The sequence below is a fragment of the Gammaproteobacteria bacterium genome (assembly GCA_019911805.1).
Taxonomy (GTDB): Bacteria; Pseudomonadota; Gammaproteobacteria; order Thiohalobacterales; family Thiohalobacteraceae; genus JAHJQQ01.
The window spans coordinates 35,276-54,407 of record JAIOJV010000077.1 but is presented as its reverse complement, the minus strand read 5'-3'; the positions used below and the strand labels follow the sequence as shown (position 1 = coordinate 54,407).

The window sequence follows — 19,132 nt, the reverse complement described above, 5'->3', positions numbered from 1 at the left end:
ACTCACTGCCGTAGCCGTTGGCTCGGCACTTCACCGGGCAGTGCGTACTCGACCCGCTCATACATCGGGAACGTCGTGACGTAGCCGGGTACCGGCACCTGCTCGTTGCCCGCCAGATGTGGAAACACATACATCACCAGGCTCGGGTTCGGCACTCTGGGGAAGGTGGTGTCGATCTCATTGTAGGCCTCTCGGGTATAGCCATGAAGCGCGCCCTCACCGTCGACAACAGGACGATTTCCCAGCGCCTCACGAACCACCAAGGGATCGTGCGCGCCCATCTCCTGGATGTGTTGCTCGTAGATTGCTTTCATCGGAGGACCATCCTGGGGCAACACCGCGTCCTTGGTACTGGCGCAGCCCGACAGTACGAGACTAATCAAGCCGAGTGCGGAGATAGGGGTTAACAGATTTCGCATGATTGAGTTTCCTGCCTTTAAGATCGAGGTCGATGGGAAGTTCACGGTCGACGTGGATGGCGAGTCGGGTGCCGGCCGGCACGAACACGGCGTCGAAGCTCTGGGACTGGCGTTCCAGCAGCCACTTGGCGACTTCGTCGCTGCCACCGGCAATGGTCTTGCCGAGCACATAGGTGCCGACATCACCGGTGACATTATTGGTTGCCGCGCCGGCATCACTGACAACCGAGGTGGTCTCGGCCGCGGCCGCCGCATCGGCCGCCGCCTGAACGGCCATGACACCAATGCGCTGGGTAAGAAACGCCGGTGCGTTGGTCTTGCGATCACCGCTGATGCACGGGATACCCTGTTGGTCCGAGATCCAGCCCAGGGGGCGGTTGCTACCACCCGTCTGGCCACCGCGGTCATCACCGGAAATCGTGCGAATGGTTCCGTCGTCGAAGACGAAAGTGACCGAGTCAAGCCGGCCGGTGACGCAGGACAAGGTCCAGTCGCCGATCGCCGTGCCGCTCCACACCATGCCCTGAACACCGGGCACGCTGAGACCGTTGGCGGCCAGATTGTCCGCCCCTGTGATCACCTTGAACGGCATGGGGTCGCTCACCTGCCCTCGCACCGGCACCCGGCCGACCAGGGCGGTCATCGCCGTCGAACCAATGAGTGTGGCATTGCGCGGGACGGTATACATGGGACGCACGGTCTCCAACTCTCGTGCGAGGTTGCCGGTCTGTTCACGGGCGCTGCTCGCTGCACTACCTGCTGACTGGCTAACCTGATGCAACAGACCGTTCCCATTCGCCGCACCCGCATCCGTATCGATGGCATCCAGCGGATTGATCCAGACCAGTCCGGTGAAAGGTTGTGCACCCGTTCTGCCACCATCGAATCCCAGTCCGACCGGAATATCGCCGGCGCTCTGGGTCGATTTCCCTGATGACAACGATTGCGACAAGGCATCCACCCGCGCCGTCAGTGAAGACAGCACACTCGAATCCATGCGCTGGCGCGCCTCCTGATCGTGCTCGCGCGACAGCAGTTCACGTTTGACGCGCGTCGTGACGTTCTCCTCGATTTGGACACGATTGTTCAGCAGCTGCTTGTTCTCGTTATGAAGCTTGGTGTTGTTCTGCCGCAAGGCTTCGACCTCGGCAGTCATGGCCGCGACATTGGCCGTCAGTGTCTTGATGGTATCCGCCGGTGTATCGGCATCCGGCACCGGCGCCTGCGGCACGGTGTCCATCACGACATGGTCATTTGGCTCATTCGAGCATGACTTGAGGGTGACGAACGCCAGCATGAGCACCACCACGCCGGCGAGAAGGGGTAACAGTCGATTACTGGTTGCTATGGCCATGGATACCCCCTATCGCGAGGCCGCGAACGGCCGTGCCGAAATCAGGTACACGGCCGTGGTGTCTGCCTCACTGCCAGCGGCCAATAGACGATTGTGCTGGAAGGCCGCGGTTAGCCAGGCACCACGCAGGTTGCGCGGATCCAGTGTCTGTGGTTGTTCGCTACGGTTAGTCAATTTGACGGCCGTGACATACAGACCGCCTGCCCGCCACGACACCAATGGCGCGGCATCGACCGCGGCACCGCGTAGCAGGTGGATGGAACCTCGCGCCACCGGCACACGCACGATGCCCGGCCTGTCTTGTACGAGCCGCGCGGGGGCATAGAGTTGTTGGGCCGCGAAACGGGTCAGGGCGACATAGTTGTATTGCGCAGTTGTCTCGTTGCTATCGACGGATAGATTCGTTTGGCCCGATTTGTTCTCACCCACCTCCTTCACGAATACCTGCACGGGATCCGTCTGGCCTCCCTCTTTCGACGCGGACACATCGAAGAGATAGATCTGTCCACCGTCGACTGTGCGCACCAGCACACGGGTGGCGTCAAAGGGCGCGTTGGCGAGTAAGTACACCGTACTGTTGACGCTCTGGGTACGCAGCAATGGTTGCAAGGTTGCAGGCACACCCACCTTCACCGATGCCGGGAAGTGTACCAAGCGTTCGTGGCCCACCTTGAGGTCGAGATGGATGGGCGTTTTTTTCCATTCGATGCGCTCGGTGATTTGAGATTCGGCATACACAAGGGCGTGCACAAACAAAAGACCGAGTCCTATCCAGTACGTCACGCCGCGTTTATTGTTGGTGGTCAACATGTCTTAATCTCTAGTCCGTCAGTTGTCTTTACCGGTTTTATCGCCAATTTCAGATTCACTCAGCCGCCGGGGTCCGCTCGCTGCAAAACCATCCAGCGCCAGGCCCCAGGGATTCGACTCCGGATCGATAGAAAGACGCACGACGCGAAGCGGATAACGGATGGTCGTTTTCTTCACGGTCATTCCTTTCACCGACTCGAACAGGTCAATGTCCAGCCACACCACCCAGACACCGGGTGCAAGCACATCCACCCGCTGTTCCGCATAACCATGACCGGGCACCTCCTGCACGCCACGTACACGGTAGGCCAACTCACCCTGTTTACCTTTCAATTCCATATCGGCGATGAGGTCGGCCCGATAGCGCGGCGTGACATACGGCGAAATACGAAAGATCGCTTTGCCGTAATCCTGCGCGCCGTCTTCCGACCAGTGGTTGAGCTGCTGGAAGATATAAAAGGCGAAGGCGTAGACGTTAGCCGGCGGCACTTCGTCGATGCTCTGCGTTGCACCGGAACGAAGATCCGGCGGGACGTGCACGGTGAGATACCTGGGTGACTGACTCCAGCCAAACCAGAGTGCGAGGATAACGACAATCTGCACACCGATAATGATCCACAGCGAGCGCAGATGAGAACGTACGTTATCGATCTCGTACCGGTAACGTTGCATCCCAGGTCCTCCCGATATACCAGGCGCCACTGCGCCGAACAAATGATGAACGACGCAAGCCATGATCATCCAGCCAAATCATGATCTGTTGCTGATAATAACCGTCCGGTCGGCCACGCTTGAGACGTTGAAACAGACTGGCCGTCACAATGACCGTGGCGACCACACCCACCCCGGCGATGCCGAAGCCCATGGTGACCGCGCCCATCAACCATGCCAGGAGGAGACTGACAGGTAACCAGATGAGCGCAGCCACACCAACAATGACGCCCAGTTCGGACGACGAACAACCCTTGAAGATCGCCGGCTCAACATTGAGCCGGTCAGCCAGAATGTCCCCTCGATGTGCCATCCTTTTAGATGACGCCCGCGGCTTCAGTCAGCAGGTAGCTGGCGAAGATCAGCACAATCGCGCCGACAATGCCCAGCACACCGACCTCGGCCCACTCGGCCTTGCCCTGTCGCGCCTCATTGAACTTCGCGAACCCAAGATAGGCGATCCACAGGAAGCCGAGCACGGCAATGGCCAGCCCCAGCACGAGGCCACCATCCTTGATGTAACCCGAAATGAGTGCGATCCAGTCACCCGCCGCCGGCGCCGTACTGGGTGCCACCGGCGTCGGCAAGGCCGCCCATGCAGACTGATATGTGGATGTCGCCAACAGCCCAATTGCGGCTGCACCTTTTTTAAGTTTTTTCATCATGATTGCTTTTCCTCCGAGGTAACGGGGGCCATTCCCCGAATTATTAATGCAGTGATGGCAAACGCCTCACCGCAGATAAAATCCCAACACCATGAGCACAATGCTTGCGCGCAGTGCACTCCAGATCACATCGAACAAGGCCGCTTGACCGTTCTGCCAGGCCCGAAATGTGCCCAACGTCACCCAGATCACCCAGACAAAGGCGAGTACTAGCACCACGGATGCGATAGCTGTCAGCAGCGTCGGGGCGGTGACTCCGGAACCTGCCTGAAATGCGGTGTTCTGAGCGGGCGTCATGGTCATCCATCACTGGCGATAGTCGCCACGCAATGGCGGGAAAGTTCGTGGCTCTGCCCGAGGCACATCGATGTGTTCCTGAATACCCTGCCGGATTCTGGACAGGTCCTGACGCAACCAGTCGTAGCGGAGCCGAATACGGGCGTCCGGGTTAGCTTGAGCCTCGGCTTCACGGATCAACGGTTCGAGCGCTTCAAGCTCATGAGCAATTCTCGCCAGCGCCGCACGTTCACCATCGGTATCAGCGAAGGCGATTTGAGTCGGTAATGCAGTAGTGAGAAGTCCTGCTATCAGGACATGGGTAATTCGCATCGATGTCTTCCCCGTGTTGTGCATGAAGCGCATGGTGGGGCATCGGGAAAGAACGGGCTACGGAAAATCAATTCCGTGTCGTGCGGGGTTTTAATCGAGGGTGGCGGTGAATATGGATCTTCTTTGTGTGGCACCTTACGGTGAGACCTGAGCCCTGTAATTACGGATTTGCTCCCCAGGTGTAAGACTTGCTTTGGTCTGGTATAAGACTCTTAGTCAGCTACGAGCCTTTTCGTCTCCTGACTGGCTTGCGTTTCTTGCCTAGAAACTTCGAGGCCTGATTCTTCTCCCAGATTTCGTGCATCGTTGGAAATGGATTTCGGGCGGCTAGTCGCGCCACACGCTCCAGCACCTTGATGATAGGACGGTTCTCAATCCTGCGCCGTGAATCCGGCGACATCATATGTTCAATCAGGATCTCGCTTAATTTGATTTTCTGAAGGCCATATTGAGCCTTGTCCTTATAAAGTTTTTGCAGGCTGGAACCCGGGTTAGGATCTTTCTTACAAGCGGTCACTTCAGCAGCGGTAAAACTTGCATATCCCTGTGCCAGCTCGTTCATTGCGGCAGCAATTTCACTGCACGAAAAGTTATCGAACTCGAATGCATCTTTCCATATGCTGATATATTCTGGCCGCGTTACATAACGCTGCTTGCTATGGATGGACTTGGATTTACGTGACTCCTGTTTGAGCCTTTCCGCGTAATTCTCATTGTCGAGTATAAGAAACGTGAATGTCTGATGATGATGCAGATAATCGACGAGCCTAAGGATTGCCCTGAAACGGTCTTCCTTTTTTGACCCGGTCGCCACGTCAACGCTACCAAGCACGATAATCTCGATCCCATATACGCCGGGATGGACGCCGAAATATTTTTCAAAGATCTTTTGCACCGCGACTTCTTCGCTCTGGCCTTCCACAATGAGCGAGAGCTTCGGCTGGGGATTGAGCCCAAAACGGTTGACCACGAAATCAAGATAACGGCGTGGATCTTGGCGGACAGGTAGCTCAGGGATATGGGTAATAATCGTCCCGGTGACTTCGTTCGGGTTTGGCAGTTCATCCTCATATAAATCTTTATAGAGAAGACGCAACATGTGGGCACCGGCGCGTAGCGTCTCAGCCCGTAAAGCATCTCCTTTCAACTTTGCACGCTCACCAACAGCGACAAACTGCGTAAGTTGATACCATCGCTCAAGAGGATCGCAGTGCGCTTGCGCAACCGCGAGACCATTGTAGGCATGGTGCAGCTTTTCACGTGTTACTCCGAATAGTCGCTCCGCTGTCTCCGGGTTCCAATTCTGAATCTCGTCATGCCACTTCCAGTCAAACCCGTTGACGCTGATCCAATGATCCGAATAGTGGCCTCCACCCACCTGTATCGTTCTCTGGTCACCCTGCGTCTTTGGAAAATAACGGTTGGATATAAACTGGCATAGCAGCGCCACGCTACGGCGGTACTCGTGTGTTCGCAGACTCTCCAAACGACTTCCTGCATACTGCATCCAACTTTCGCCATTCTTCTGCCAGTCGATACTCTGCACTTCATTTCGATCCAGATAGGAATCCAGTTGAACCTGAAGTGTCAACTCTTGGAGAACGATATGAAGATAATCGATTTGAAAAATGGAGTAATAGCCTTCCTGCGCCTGATCCTTATGATCGGGGACTTTATAGGCGAGGCGAATGCCGGAAGTATCCCATGCCCATTTCTTGGTAAACCAGTTATTACCCTTGCGGACCGGAATATAAAATGGCGGCGTATCTTTTTTTGGCGTCCTTACCCGGAAAACCGGGGCAAACAAGCCCAGACGTTCGAGCCGTAATAGACGCTCTCGATCAATTGACAGACCACGCTCACGACAAAACTTGATAAATCGATCCGTACCCAGCAGTGGGCAAGCGATGACAGCACCGGCCTCTACAATGGCCCGTCCCGCGTTGACAGGAAGAGTAAGCAGCTTATCGTCAACAGCCCTCTCCTTATTCGCCTGAGATTTCGTCATTGCCATTCCTTCGCCAACATTAAGAAAGAGAAAGCGCCGCCTTCAATTCCTCATGTTCAAAGGCTGATGCCATGCGATCGATCTCGGCTTGCGTCAAACTCAGTCGCGCAGCCTCTTCGCGCCAGGTTGTCACAGCCTTCCCGACCTCGGCGGCGATCACGCGAGCCTTACCTTCATCCAACTCGAAATAACCCACCACACTCATCGCCAGATCCAGCGAAGCTGTGCCGTCATCGAGATCGATGGCCGTTGTCAGAATGCGTGGTTTAATATCCGTGGGTACCGGATTGAGGTCATAGGCCGGGGCCAAGCGCCAACCGTCCGGGCCGGTATAGAGGAAGGCGTGATTACGCAAGTGGTCATCCGTGTTGGAAATCAGAATATTGAAGACGATACGTCGCCACAGCTCATGCATATCCTGTTTCGGGCTGGCGCCATAACGGCGCAGGGCATCGACAAATTCCAGGTAACTGCGTGACTCGTTGTCGCTGGCCCCGAGCATACTCATGGCTGAAAGAAACGGAATGCGCTGCCCTTGTTCCCGGTCGAACCGACGCAGCAACAGCACCGGCTTGTTCAGTACGTGTTCAATTCGCCAGTCGGGCACGGGGATACCCGCCTTTGCCGCAAGCCGAAGCGCAACCGCCTCCCACAGAACCGTATTGATCTCGTCGTCCTTGTGCGGAAACTTGGCGATGGCGAGATGACCGTCCCGGTCGCGAACAGACGCCTTGGGACGCGCACCGCCCAATGATGAGCCGGGGGCCAGCAGCAGACGCAGATCCTCGTCGCTATCCGTGTCACCCACGACATGCTCCGCCGCCGACAGCAATTGAGGCAGATCGATCAGCGGCGGTATGCGAGCGGCTCCATGTTCGGCAAGAAACGGGCCGCCCTCCTGCCTGGCAAAGCGAAGGGCGCCTTGTCGGGCTTCATCATCAACCATGAGCAGATAGTCGAATTCCATCAAGGTGCGCGGCGTCTCTCCCGCGCGCTCTGCCCGTCGCCGTTCAGCCCGGCGCATCAGCACCCGCCCCCAGCGGTCGGGCGCGGAGTCGCCGATGGTACCGAACAGGGGTTTACCTGAAGGCGTATGAAAGGGACCCGGACCCAGCGTCAGAGCCGGTTCCAGGGAGAAACGATCTGCATTCTCAAGCCAGCCCGGATCATATTCGAACGTGGCACTTTCCCTGCCTTTTCGCACGCGCGCCCACAGTCGCCCAGCCAGATGCGGCGTACCAGCAATATCCACATAGACGTACACTTCTGTTTCCATCACGCTTTACTCTTCTGTCCAGACCGAGGCGACTTGCGGATGCGTTGCGGCAAACGCTCCTCTTCAAGCCCAAGACCCACCGTATCCGTCTTGGCATCAGCGAGATCACCCAACCGCTCAGCCATACCCAGGACAAAGAGCACATTGGCATAGTTACCCAGCGAAACGCCGGGGTCGCCCTTTTCTATCTTATTCAGGGTTGTCCGGCTGATAGAAGCCCGTTCAGCCATGACAGCCGTTGAAATACGCCGCCTGAGCCTGGCATCACGGATATCCTGTCCAAGCTTACGCACCGCCCGCCTGACCGGAATCGGCACCATCAAATCTAGTTGGGTTTTGCTCATGTTTCGTCCATCTTTATGGTCACTATCCTATATAGTGTATATAATTATGGACATTATATCAATATATCTACAGTAACCACCCAAATGACAATAATCGTTACGTTCATTATTCTGAACGTAACTTGATTTAACACCCAGAATTGTGAACATTTCCAGGATATTATGGGCCCCTGGCCAGGATCACCTGCATCAGGGAAGTTGCTCCATCCCGACCGTGTTTTTCAAAGGTATTTCTTAAACGTACTCGCGGTCACTGCTACAGCAAATGCAAACAGTGCGGCGAATGGAATCACGATAAAGGTAGGATGCAGGCTGAACGGAAGTGCCAGATACGTTACCCAGGTGATCACTACCAGTGGTAGCACTGCCTTCTTGGCATAGTGGTACACGAATGAACTCTCTCGCCCTCCTCCCCAGCGGCGAAGATCCCGTCGCACCAGACCGTCAACCAAAGCCAGCAGACTGAACAACAGGAACACCGGTGTCGCCAAACTGAGAATCGCTAGGCGTACCGAGAACACCTGGGTCACCTGCATGGCCGCAATTACAAATTCAGCGAGTGGCCGGTAGATCTTGTGCAATGTCGGCCGCATGCCTTGCTCTTCCTGTCGTAGTGGTGGAGAGACCCAATGGATAAAAGCCACGACTCTCGTAACCTCAAACAGGTAGTGATAAGTCCCATCGGCCACCTCTTTGGCGAAACGGGCAGGATCTGATGTCACGACGCTACGGCGGAAGTCGGTGTCCAGATAGCTGATCTCCTTAGCAAGCATTGTGCGACTGTGGTCGAGGCCTTGCTCCGGCCACCAGAGCACCATACCCACCCACTCGACGATGATCGAAAACAACAGGGAGAAAAGCAGCCACAGGATCGCTTGCGAGATCGTTGCCAGACCTCTGGTGAACAAGCCCTGCTGAACAGCTGTTCGCCGCGGATCGGTGGCTGTTTCAGCCATCGACACCATCCGCTGGCTCGCTTGGCTCCGAAACGTCGGCAACGGCCATCCACCACGGCTCCTGCACGCGGTACCACTGGTCGTTGGTGATATAGGTCCGCTCCATCTCGTTGGCGATATCCGCCAGACCCGCCGGCATGGTGAGATCCCCGCGGGTATCCGGGAGTGGCATGCGCAGTTTCCAGAGATGGCCGCCCTCTAACAGCGCAAAGGCCTGGCCTTTGGGCAACGCCACGAGCTCCGCCGGTGTCAGCATGGGGACCTCCGAGACACTGATACGATCCTCGTTGCGGGATTTGAAATCCACCCCGGAACCCGGATCAGACGAATCGTCCACGCCCGATACGCTCATCAGGGTAAACACCTCGACCTTCGGCAGCTGGTCAGTCAGCATCTCGGCGGTGGCCAGCTCCTTGACCCGCAGCATGATCAGCGTATTGAAGTTACCCGCTACCTGCCCGGCTTTGGCGCGACTGCCAATGCGGGCCTCCACGTCGGACCAGGTCTGGGTGTAGGCCGTGACCTGAAAACCGGCACCGCCGGCCTTGTTCAACAGCGGCACGAACTCGTCGCCGATCAGTTCATTGAACTCATCGGCATGCATGGAGATTGTCGGCATGGTGTTTGAGGTAACCTGGGTAGCACTGATCGGATCGACGTCCACGCCGTGTTTGTAAATATGGCCGGCCACCGATACCAGATCGGCAAACATGGAATTGCCCACCGCACTGGCGACGGTGGTATCGGTCAGTGCATCGAGGCCGACATAGACAATAGCCTTGCGACGGATGACATCCATCCACTCGAAGATGGGACGTGAATCGGTCTCGTCCAGATAATCCGGCGATATGAGTTCCGCGATCTTTCCGGTGGTGAGCTTTTCCATCAGCGGTCCGACGGAACTGACGATCTTGTCGAAGTAGGTCTTGTCGTATTTGAAGGCGGACACCAGACCGTCGAGCACGGGATCGTAGAGATCCTGCTCCTGCAGATGCCGCATCAGTGCGATGGCCTCGTTGTTGCGGCCGCGCAGCGAGTTGGGCAGGTTACGTTCCTTGATGTTGGCGGCGATCTCGGCCACCTTCTCCTGCCAATCCTCCGCACCGTGCTGGCGCAGGTGCGCCCGCGCGTACTCAACGAACAGCGGCTCGATGTCGTTGATGTAGCGGCGGACCTGGTTGTAGTCTGGCCGACGACCCAACGCCACCAGGGCGCGGGCGATGATATTGACGAAGCGCCAGGCAAACTCTTTGAAGGCCGCGGAGTTGCCCTCGCTCGGGAGTTGGTTGGCGATGCGGGTTGCCACTTCGGTGATGCGCGAGAAGTTTCCGATGGCATTGTAACGGGCCGAGACTTCGGGGTAACCGAGATGAAACATGTAGAAGTCCTTGGCGCGTCCCGCCCGCTTGGCCTCGGCATATACCCGCCGCAGGAGATCGGCGTCCCCCTTCGGATCGAAGACGATCACCACATCGCCGCGCCGGATATCCTGGGTAATGAGAATCTCGGCAAGCCGGGTCTTGCCGACGCGTGTCGTACCCAACACCAGCGTGTGACCGACGCGCTCACCGATATCCATCCAGACATCCTGCTCGTCGGGTTCCACGGCATGCAGGGCCGGTTTTCCACCGACCGGCGGAAGCGGCGCCAGGGGATTCCACCAACCGCGCGAACGAAGATAGTGGGCCAGTAAATTCAACAGCGGTATCGATTCCCACGCCACTTCCTTGCGACGTGCCCATTGATACAGGCGTCTCGGTTGCACGTAGTGTTGGACCTCGGGCCGGAGGGTGTCCCGCAACCGCTGGGTGTGCTGTTGGGTCCAACGAAAGCCTTTGCCAAGAAACAGTTTATACCGACTGAGCGGGATCTTGTCGGCACGTAGTCGGTAGGTGGGTAACCTGCGCATGTTGCGTTGATACCGCATGACCCTCCAGGCCTGCCTGGCCCGGATCATTCCGATCAGCATGAGCGCCGTACCGGCGCTGTAGGCCACGCCCGGTGGCATCATCAGCGCCCAAGGGGCCAGCATAGCGATGGCCGCCGTTGCGAAAGCCACTAACGTCGACCACAATTCGACCGGAGGGCGCAGCAAGGCCTCGATGGGATGCGTACTCACTGCTCGATGCCTTGTGATGACACCAATACCGGATAGTGCGAGATGTTCAGGGCGGCCGCGATATCAGCCGCGGATGCCGGCATGATGGGTAGCCCACCTGACAAATTGGCAGTGGTCTGCAAATCCTCCCGCGTCTCTGCCTGGACCAACATGCCTACGGCGCCGATCGCCTTGAGGCGTTCCCGGTGGTTGACGAGCCATTGCCTGGACCGGGGATCGGAACCGATGAGAAAGAACGGACGGGCAAACGGTCGATTATGCGCCCGCGATTGCACCGTCCCCGGACTCAGTCCAGGCGAGCGAATCGGCAACAGTGCTTGAATGTCTGCGGCACCGAGCTTGGGGCTGCGGATTGGCTGGCTATTGGTTGCTCGCTCGCTGGACTCAAGTATCTCAAGATACGGTGCCAGCGATCGGGTTTGGCCACTGTCATAGATCACGGTCACCCCTGCCCATGCACCCAACGGGATCATGGCCATTACCACCAGTACGATACTATTCCTTATATATTGGGCCATTGTATTGCCTCGCCATTTGGATGTGTTACCCGTTTACTTCCAGCCGCTGCCAATGACCGACGACCCGTAGTCGGTAGCGTTGCGCACGCACCGAACTCTTAGGGGAGTGATAGCAACCAACGCTGGCCCACCAATCGCGCCGCTGCTTGAAACAGTCCTGTAAGATCACTGCCGCGATCCGCAAGTTGTGATACGGATCCAGCGCCTGCCAGGTGTTGCCCAACTTGTCTTTGTGATACTTCCAGCTGACCTGCATCAGGCCAATATCAATGGATTGCTCACCGCGGGCGAGAAAATAATTGAGAGCATGCCACGCACTTTTGCGCGAAGAATAATAATGTCCGCGTCCGGCGACATTGAGCGTCCATGGCCATGGACGACGAATGCTATTGTCGTTCGAACCCATGCCACTTTCCGCCAGGGCGATGGCGTACAGAACCGAATAGGGAATTTCGTATTCGGCCGCGATTGCGCGGTAACCGTTTGGCACGTTTTCTCCGCTCCACCCGGCTGTCGACCAGACGACCCCGAGCACGGCACCAAGCCAAACGCCCATGGGTCGTGCCCGAACCATAGTCAGAGCTCCGAGGCGTGAAGCACCGACAGGTCCTTCCCCTGCCGTCTTAATATATAAGGTATCTTTCCTTTCCCCTGAGTGAGTCTCTCGAGTACACCCGCCTCGTGGTTGAGGGTGACACGGCGACTGCGCACCCACTCGGGTTTGATCGAATGACCGGCCGCCCAATCTCTCACCGCCTGGTCATCACCGGACTTCACGCCAGCGATATAGATATCGATACCCGTCACCGCATCAATGCGTTTGAGGAGCTTTCCCAGCAATGCATCACAGACAGGGCAATCCGTCCGGGTGAAGAAAAGCACCCGGTCTCCAGGCTGCAACAAACTCGTCTTGTCGGCGCGTGGCAAACGATCGATATCGATCAACTGTTCATTCGGATACAAGCGCTTTCCGGCCTCATCGTACGCACGCTGAAAAGCCAATATCCGGCTCACATCCTCGCGCATGGCGCGTGTCCACAGCTCGGCATAACGACGACGCTCACCCTGGTCACGGGCATGAATTCCCAATACCTCGATGGGTGAGATCGTCGACGGGCTGATGCTGCCGCGAATGCCCTGCATCAATTGTTTGTAGCGACGCCATTCCGTTTCCGACAGTTCCCATAAACGGGAACGTGCCCGCTCCGATGACGTCAATGTATTTTCATCCGTTGCCGAAACACTGTTGTCGGATTCCTTCACCTGGGTGCCGGACACCTCTACGGCGAATGCCGGAACCGATATCACAAGCGCCAGTATCAGACTTGCCAACTTCAATTGATTACTCATCCGGGTACGCTTCCTCACTATCGCTAGCACCTATCGTCGCTGTCTCCTTCTTGTTTTTATATGCAGCGGTTAGATCTCGATAGATAACAAAGTGACGGTCTGCCAAACAGTCTGGTAATTGCGTATGCTCAACACCTCCTGCTTCAGCACCTTTACCTGGCAGGTCTTGTTTCACATTCACCGCCGTAGATATTTCCACGCCTGCAGGATCATCATCCGCATCATCACTGGTTGCAGAACCTATTGAGAAGGCGCCGAAGAACAAAAGAATCGCAACAAACACTTCCATTGGCATTACCTCCGTAACGATGCCGAATAATCCTGTCCTGCAGGACCACGAAACGCGACCTGCCCCTTTGCCCGATCGATATGTGTCACATTCCAACCGGACCGTTGCTCACCTTCACGTAAGAAAGTGACTCGACCGTCCTGGGAGATTGCCACGTAGACAGCGTCGTCCCACAAGTCGATGGCGTCGATGTGAAACGGCGGCTTTGCCGCTGCGGATTTTTGCTTCTTCGCCACCTGTTTTTTCGCTGCGATCTTGAGTCCGCGCACGTCTTTGGCGATGGCCTGTAATCGGGACTGCGCGGCGTCGATGCGTAGTTTGAGATCCTCGTTACCTTTACGCAACTCTGCGACCGACTCATGAATCGCGCTCACAGTATTGGCCAATCCAGATAGCTCCTGATTCATGCTCGAATGATCGGCCCGTAAGGAATCGAACCACTGGCTGATCCGCTCTGTCAGACTTCCGATGCTGCGCTCGATCGTATCGAACGTCCCACCGGTCTGTGGAGGGGTCTTGCCGATGGTCATGCCATCGATATCCGCACCGATGCCACTCGCCATTGTCTTGTCGAGCGCCGCCACACTCTGCCCAACCGCCGCTGCTTCTTTCCGCGGGCTGTCGATCTGGCCCCGCACTATCGCGAGCGCGCCGATCGTGATCACACTGATCACGACGGCTACCAGGATCGTCTTTTTCGATGACCGGGCCGACTTTGCTTGTACTTTGTTCTTCTCGTGCACGGCATTCCGCTCCCGGTTATCCGGCTGCTCCACCTGTGTCTCATTCTCCATCTTGCGGGTCCTCTGTTTTCAAACTGGGATCCGGTTCGTGCGTGGCTGTCCTAACCGGCATGCATAATTCAAATGAGATCAGCCGATGCACCGGATCCTGCACCAGGCGAAACACAGGTCCTACCAGTGTCTCCAATGCTTGCTTCAATAAGATGGGCCCGAGGTTTCGGTGTACGGCGGGCAAAGACAGCGCCAACAAGTCTGCCGTTGCGGGATTCGCTGCGTCGTGGTCCGCCAACCGGTAACCGCTACGCTGCAAGAGGTAGTGCACCGCTTCACCGAGCGTCTGAATGCGTTCTGGAAACCGGATAGTGATGGTCGTAGACAGCAAGTCTGCCTGTGCGACGGTCGGCATGGCGCGCAGCGCCGAATATCTGCCGACCTGTACTTCACTGGCATGCAGTTGCTGGCTAATGGCTACACATGGGCCCATCACACCAAACACAAAGACAAGTGATGACCGGAAATTACGAGGCATGTGGATCTTCATATTCAAATCAGTCTCAATCGTGTGAAAACAAAAATTCTCATTCATATTTGAGCCGCTATCATTGCGCCGCTTACCAAGACTTGAAACGGGAAATCTATTCAGTCATCAGCGCGGTTTCTCGATCGGCCTGTCAACGACCAAGATAGATCGATGTGATCTGCTCGCGTTCGTGTCCCAGTTCCTGGCTGATCGTCAGTCGCGCCTGCCGGTCGATGGTCTTTTGTTCATGGGTCAGTGCCTTGACGGTTGGACCGCCTGCCGCCGGTGCCATCCATCCGGTCAACTCACGGTATCGCTGTTGCGCATAGGCATGTCGCAGGCCGTGCATTTTTGAAAGACCGGCATTGGCGGTATGTCGCTCGTAGATCCGGAGTTGTTGTCGGTAGTTGCGCGAACTGGGGATAAGAGAACCCCTTCCGGCGAGTAAAGCCGCACGGTTAAGCACCGCACGTTGCGCCTCGTTTCGCAGTGGGATCACACGTGATTTTCCTCCCTTGGTCCAGCTCTCCTTGAGTGCAATGTGGTCGCCTCGATCTGCGAAGCTCGGCTGAAACTTCATGGCCTCTTCGCGCCGCAGGCCGAAGGCCTGCTGCAATTCCAGACTCATCCGCACATGCTGATCGCGGACCTTTTCCAGATCCAGTGCTGTCACCGTCTGCGCCTTCGATAGGTTGGTCACGAATTGACGATCCGGGATACCGTAATGATCGTTCGATCGAGCCACGACATTCTGACGATTGACCTTTTGCGCCCACCACCGGATGACGGTCAACCGGTTCTTAATGGCGCCGACCGATAGGTCCCCTTCCTGCCAGTGCTTCACCAATGCTTCAACATGTTTCGGTTTCAACGACTGTGCGTTCATCTTTCGATAACCCAGTGCACGGAGCTGGTTGGCGATCAGCGTCAACTGACGTTCCCGATCCGCCTGTGTTCTGTAACTGCCGTCACGATTCCGCCGGCAGAGTTGTTTGAGTTGGTAGTTCAGTTCTCTCATAGTGTTCTCGTTTTCAGGTAAGTGTTTCTGACCACCCAGGGGCCGTAGCCGTCGGGGTCCGCTAACGCGGAACAGTCATGGGACACCACTCCCATTCGACCTGAATGTGCCTGGTCACAGGCAACGCGGGTTCCCCCTGTTGGGGTTGGTCCGCGTAGACCAACATACCCATAGATGGGCGTTCTTCGATCATGGTTAGATATCACCTCCTTTTAATGAGGCGGAAATACATTTCCGCGGTTTGTGGAATATAAGCGTCGACAACATCACCTTTGGTGGTCGTCTCGGCTCGTTGAGTGGATGCAGGCTGGCGCCTGCGGATAAAGCAGACCTTGCGGTCCGTTCTGGCTGGAAGATGGACCAACGGCAAAAAGCCGTAGCGCGTCTAATGGTCCGGGTGCGCTCAATTGCCACTGTACACGCAGTGGCCACGGTTAAAATCGATCAGAGGGCGGCAGTATAAGAACGCATCACGCGCCCGTCACGCCGAAATCCAGCCGCAAAGCCGCGTCGTTTCCAGGTTTGCCGCCCTCGTCACTACCCCGCTGTGCTCGCTAGTGACGAGGGCGCTTCGCTGCAATTCAAGCTGCCCGCCAGGCTCTCGCCTGTCATGCAGCTTGAAGTTTGTTATTCGCGCAGGCTTTCAGAACGAATTGGCCTGACCCACAGGGGTCCACAGGCGCCGCTGTTCGCGGCCCCGCCCTTGGCTGCGCGAGTGAGAAGCTCGCTACACCGTGGCGGGCAGGACCTGTGGACTCTGTGGACAGCCTCAATTCTGATTCGACGGACGGTGGAGAAGGTAGCGGTAATGTAGCACGCCGGACATTGGCAGGATGGTTACACTGTAACCACCCCCTCTGACAATAGCTCAGGTGTCTCTGCTTGTTACATGGCACAAGGTGTCGCCCTGATGCAAAAGTGCCGGCCTCGTGAACGCGCCTGTCCAAGAACCGATACGATTCAACTGTCTCCTATTCTGAGCAACCGCAAGCTATTTACGATTACGATCAGGCTCGCTCCCATATCGGCAAACACTGCCATCCACAATGTGGCATGCCCAAGCACAGCCAGAACGAGGAAAATCGCCTTTAGACCTAGAGCTATAGTGATGTTCTCCTGGATAACCCGCAATGTCGATCGGGATAAATGGATGGCAAATGGCAGCCGGCTGAGATCGTCACTCATCAACACCAAATCCGCCGTTTCCAGGGCAGCGTCTGATCCAGCCGCACCCATGGCAATACCCGTCGTTGCCGCGGCCATAGCCGGGGCATCATTGACACCGTCGCCGACCATGCCAACCTTTATGTGTTGCGCAACGAGGTCCTTGACTGCCTGCACCTTGTCCTCAGGTAGTAACTCGGCCCTGGCTTCGTCGATACCCAGCTCACCTGCGATGGCCTGTGCGGTGCGCCGGTTGTCGCCAGTCAGCATCACGATGTGTTGAATGCCAAAACGACGTACTCGTTCCAGGCTGCTTTTCGCCTCAGGCCTAGGCTTGTCAGCGATCGCTATGAAACCCATGATCATATTCTGATCGCCCAGGATGACCACGGTTTCTCCCTCGGCCTCGTGCTTGTCCAGTACGGCCTCGACTGCAGGTGAACACAAGCCCCGTTCTTCGAACAGGCGGTGATTTCCCAACAGGTAATCTTGCCCTTGAATACGCCCCTGAACACCACGCCCCGTCAGGGCCTGGAAATTTTCGACCGGTTCCGTATGTACTTCCATAGATTGAGCATGCTCGAGTATTGCCTGTGCTAGGGGGTGCTCGGAACGGGATTCCAGAGTGGCCGCAATGCGAACCAGATCTTCCTCTGCAGTCGCATTGATCACCTCGACATGCCGTACTCGTGGCTTGCCTTCCGTGAGCGTGCCGGTCTTGTCGATGGCAAGCGCTTTTAGATGCCCGACATTCTCCAGGTGTACCCCGCCCTTGATCAACACACCCGCGCGTGCTCCTCGCGCCAACCCGGAAACGATGGCCACCGGCGTGGAGATCACGAGGGCGCAGGGGCAGGCGATGACCAATAGCACCAGGGCACGATAGAACCAATCACCGAAAGGCTGGCCAAACAGTAACGGCGGCAGCAAGGTAATCAGGGCAGCCAGTATCAGCACAATCGGCGTATAGATCCGTGCAAAGCGATCAACAAAGGCCTGGGACGGTGCGCGCGCCGCTTGTGCCTCTTCGATCAGATGAATGATGTGCGCCAGGGTGGTGTCGGCCGCCTTATGCGTCACCCGCACGTCGAGGCTCCCTTCACCATTGATGGACCCCGCGTAAACGCTGTCACCCGGCGCTTTATCCACCGGCACGGACTCGCCGGTGATGGGGGCCTGGTTAATGGCTGAATGACCAATCACAATCTCGCCGTCCAGCGGTACCTTCTCGCCGGGTCGCAATCGGAACAGGTCATCGATCTGGGCCTCGTCCACCGCGACGGTGACCTCCTTGCCTTCACGCAACACGCGCGCCACGGGTGGCGCCAGTTCCATCAGGGCACGCACGGCATGCCGGGCGCGATCCATGGCACGGCCTTCGAGCAGCTGGGCGAGCGCGAACAGGAACACCACCATGGCCGCCTCATCCCACGCATCAATGAACAACGCACCAACCACGGCGACACTCATCAGAAAATTCATATCCAGCGCGCCGTGGCGCGCGGCCGCGACGCCCTTGCGAGCAATGAACCAGCCACCAATCAGGATGGCCAGCGCATATACCAGCTTTTCCCACGGGCTGGCAGGTTGGATGAAATGCAGCGCCAAACCAATGGCGGTGAATACACCCGCTGCGAGGGTTGAGACCAGTCTGCCATAACGTAGCCAGAAGCCGACGACCTCCCTCGACTCACCGAATGGCACCGCCTTGAGGCCCACTCTATCCAAGGCAGCGATCAAATGCCCAGCCGGCAAGATGATGTTGTCATGGACCACGGTTAAACGCTCGGTCATCAGGTTGACCTCAAATCGCTCCAATCCCGGCAATCCGGTTAGTGCCTTTTCCACCAGCGCCGTTTCTTCCGCACAATCCATGCCCTCAACACGCAACACGCTCGTGACCCGATGGGCACCCTCAACGATGCCGTAACCCAATGTGCGCACCGTGTCGCGTACCCGATCTACTCCATCGGGTGAAAGCACCTGTGCCGACAAGGTTTCTCCGGCGAAGTCGACATGGACCTCAGTCACCCCTGGTAACTCACTCACCACCTTCTCGACCTTGGTGGCGCAATCAGGACAATCCATGCCTTCGATGCGGCAATGAAGGACCTCGGGTTGTGATTTGTTGTGGAATTTATTTGCCATAGTGGTGAGCCCTATTGCTATAGAGTCTTCGAAGACGCCGCTTCTCTTCCTTGAATGTACTATATTTCATATTGTTTATTAGCCAACCGAACGAATAAATCTCCGACTTCT

General features: G+C 56.8%; 21 protein-coding genes. All 21 read right to left on the bottom strand.

Annotated elements, in window-relative coordinates; translation table 11 throughout:
- Nucleotides 1-2: 2 nt before the first annotated feature.
- Nucleotides 3-419, bottom strand: coding sequence for a TIGR03751 family conjugal transfer lipoprotein (locus tag K8I04_09425; GenBank protein ID MBZ0071929.1), 417 nt, complete (start codon nt 417-419; stop codon nt 3-5).
- Nucleotides 376-1,773, bottom strand: coding sequence for a TIGR03752 family integrating conjugative element protein (locus K8I04_09420; protein MBZ0071928.1), 1,398 nt, complete (start codon nt 1,771-1,773; stop codon nt 376-378). Before K8I04_09420 ends, K8I04_09425 begins: the two co-directional genes overlap by 44 nt.
- Before the next feature lie 9 nt (nt 1,774-1,782).
- Nucleotides 1,783-2,583 carry a TIGR03749 family integrating conjugative element protein gene (locus K8I04_09415; GenBank protein ID MBZ0071927.1) on the bottom strand — a complete coding sequence of 267 codons (801 nt, stop codon included), beginning with the start codon at nt 2,581-2,583 and terminating at the stop codon, nt 1,783-1,785.
- 18 nt (nt 2,584-2,601) lie between these two features.
- The gene (locus K8I04_09410; protein MBZ0071926.1) at nt 2,602-3,255 is read right to left on the bottom strand and encodes a TIGR03746 family integrating conjugative element protein; all 654 of its coding nucleotides are present in this window, start codon (nt 3,253-3,255) and stop codon (nt 2,602-2,604) included.
- On the bottom strand, nt 3,227-3,607 hold the full coding sequence (locus K8I04_09405) for a TIGR03750 family conjugal transfer protein (GenBank protein ID MBZ0071925.1): 381 nt from the start codon (nt 3,605-3,607) through the stop codon (nt 3,227-3,229). Before K8I04_09405 ends, K8I04_09410 begins: the two co-directional genes overlap by 29 nt.
- 4 nt (nt 3,608-3,611) lie before the next feature.
- A complete protein-coding gene (locus K8I04_09400; protein ID MBZ0071924.1) occupies nt 3,612-3,959 on the bottom strand; it encodes a TIGR03745 family integrating conjugative element membrane protein in 348 nt (115 codons plus the stop codon).
- A 66-nt stretch (nt 3,960-4,025) separates the two neighbouring features.
- On the bottom strand, nt 4,026-4,256 hold the full coding sequence (locus K8I04_09395) for a TIGR03758 family integrating conjugative element protein (protein MBZ0071923.1): 231 nt from the start codon (nt 4,254-4,256) through the stop codon (nt 4,026-4,028).
- Between the two features lie 9 nt (nt 4,257-4,265).
- The gene (locus K8I04_09390; GenBank protein ID MBZ0071922.1) at nt 4,266-4,568 is read right to left on the bottom strand and encodes a conjugal transfer protein; all 303 of its coding nucleotides are present in this window, start codon (nt 4,566-4,568) and stop codon (nt 4,266-4,268) included.
- Nucleotides 4,569-4,788: 220 nt separating this feature from the next.
- Nucleotides 4,789-6,576, bottom strand: a complete 1,788-nt coding sequence (locus K8I04_09385; GenBank protein MBZ0071921.1) for a hypothetical protein — start codon at nt 6,574-6,576, stop codon at nt 4,789-4,791.
- Between the two features lie 19 nt (nt 6,577-6,595).
- On the bottom strand, nt 6,596-7,852 hold the full coding sequence (locus tag K8I04_09380) for a type II toxin-antitoxin system HipA family toxin (GenBank protein MBZ0071920.1): 1,257 nt from the start codon (nt 7,850-7,852) through the stop codon (nt 6,596-6,598).
- Nucleotides 7,852-8,172: a helix-turn-helix domain-containing protein gene (locus K8I04_09375; GenBank protein ID MBZ0071919.1), complete on the bottom strand. Its 321-nt coding sequence runs from the start codon at nt 8,170-8,172 to the stop codon at nt 7,852-7,854. Before K8I04_09375 ends, K8I04_09380 begins: the two co-directional genes overlap by 1 nt.
- A gap of 245 nt (nt 8,173-8,417) precedes the next feature.
- Nucleotides 8,418-9,152 (bottom strand): TIGR03747 family integrating conjugative element membrane protein, encoded by a 735-nt coding sequence (locus K8I04_09370; GenBank protein ID MBZ0071918.1) that lies wholly within the window; start codon nt 9,150-9,152, stop codon nt 8,418-8,420.
- Complete coding sequence (gene traD, locus K8I04_09365; protein ID MBZ0071917.1) at nt 9,145-11,271, bottom strand: type IV conjugative transfer system coupling protein TraD; 2,127 nt, start codon at nt 11,269-11,271, stop codon at nt 9,145-9,147. The genes K8I04_09370 and traD overlap by 8 nt, the downstream gene beginning before the upstream one ends.
- Nucleotides 11,268-11,750, bottom strand: coding sequence for an integrating conjugative element protein (locus tag K8I04_09360; protein MBZ0071916.1), 483 nt, complete (start codon nt 11,748-11,750; stop codon nt 11,268-11,270). Before K8I04_09360 ends, traD begins: the two co-directional genes overlap by 4 nt.
- A gap of 64 nt (nt 11,751-11,814) precedes the next feature.
- Nucleotides 11,815-12,279 carry a transglycosylase SLT domain-containing protein gene (locus K8I04_09355; protein MBZ0071915.1) on the bottom strand — a complete coding sequence of 155 codons (465 nt, stop codon included), beginning with the start codon at nt 12,277-12,279 and terminating at the stop codon, nt 11,815-11,817.
- 86 nt (nt 12,280-12,365) lie between these two features.
- Nucleotides 12,366-13,139, bottom strand: a complete 774-nt coding sequence (locus K8I04_09350) for a TIGR03759 family integrating conjugative element protein (GenBank protein ID MBZ0071914.1) — start codon at nt 13,137-13,139, stop codon at nt 12,366-12,368.
- Nucleotides 13,132-13,428, bottom strand: coding sequence for a hypothetical protein (locus K8I04_09345; GenBank protein ID MBZ0071913.1), 297 nt, complete (start codon nt 13,426-13,428; stop codon nt 13,132-13,134). Before K8I04_09345 ends, K8I04_09350 begins: the two co-directional genes overlap by 8 nt.
- A 5-nt stretch (nt 13,429-13,433) precedes the next feature.
- Complete coding sequence (locus K8I04_09340) at nt 13,434-14,222, bottom strand: hypothetical protein (protein MBZ0071912.1); 789 nt, start codon at nt 14,220-14,222, stop codon at nt 13,434-13,436.
- Nucleotides 14,212-14,757 carry a pili assembly chaperone gene (locus K8I04_09335; protein MBZ0071911.1) on the bottom strand — a complete coding sequence of 182 codons (546 nt, stop codon included), beginning with the start codon at nt 14,755-14,757 and terminating at the stop codon, nt 14,212-14,214. The genes K8I04_09340 and K8I04_09335 overlap by 11 nt, the downstream gene beginning before the upstream one ends.
- A gap of 85 nt (nt 14,758-14,842) precedes the next feature.
- On the bottom strand, nt 14,843-15,709 hold the full coding sequence (locus tag K8I04_09330; protein MBZ0071910.1) for an integrase domain-containing protein: 867 nt from the start codon (nt 15,707-15,709) through the stop codon (nt 14,843-14,845).
- 960 nt (nt 15,710-16,669) lie between these two features.
- Nucleotides 16,670-18,961, bottom strand: a complete 2,292-nt coding sequence (gene cadA, locus K8I04_09325; GenBank protein ID MBZ0071909.1) for a cadmium-translocating P-type ATPase — start codon at nt 18,959-18,961, stop codon at nt 16,670-16,672.
- Nucleotides 18,962-19,132: the final 171 nt, after the last annotated feature.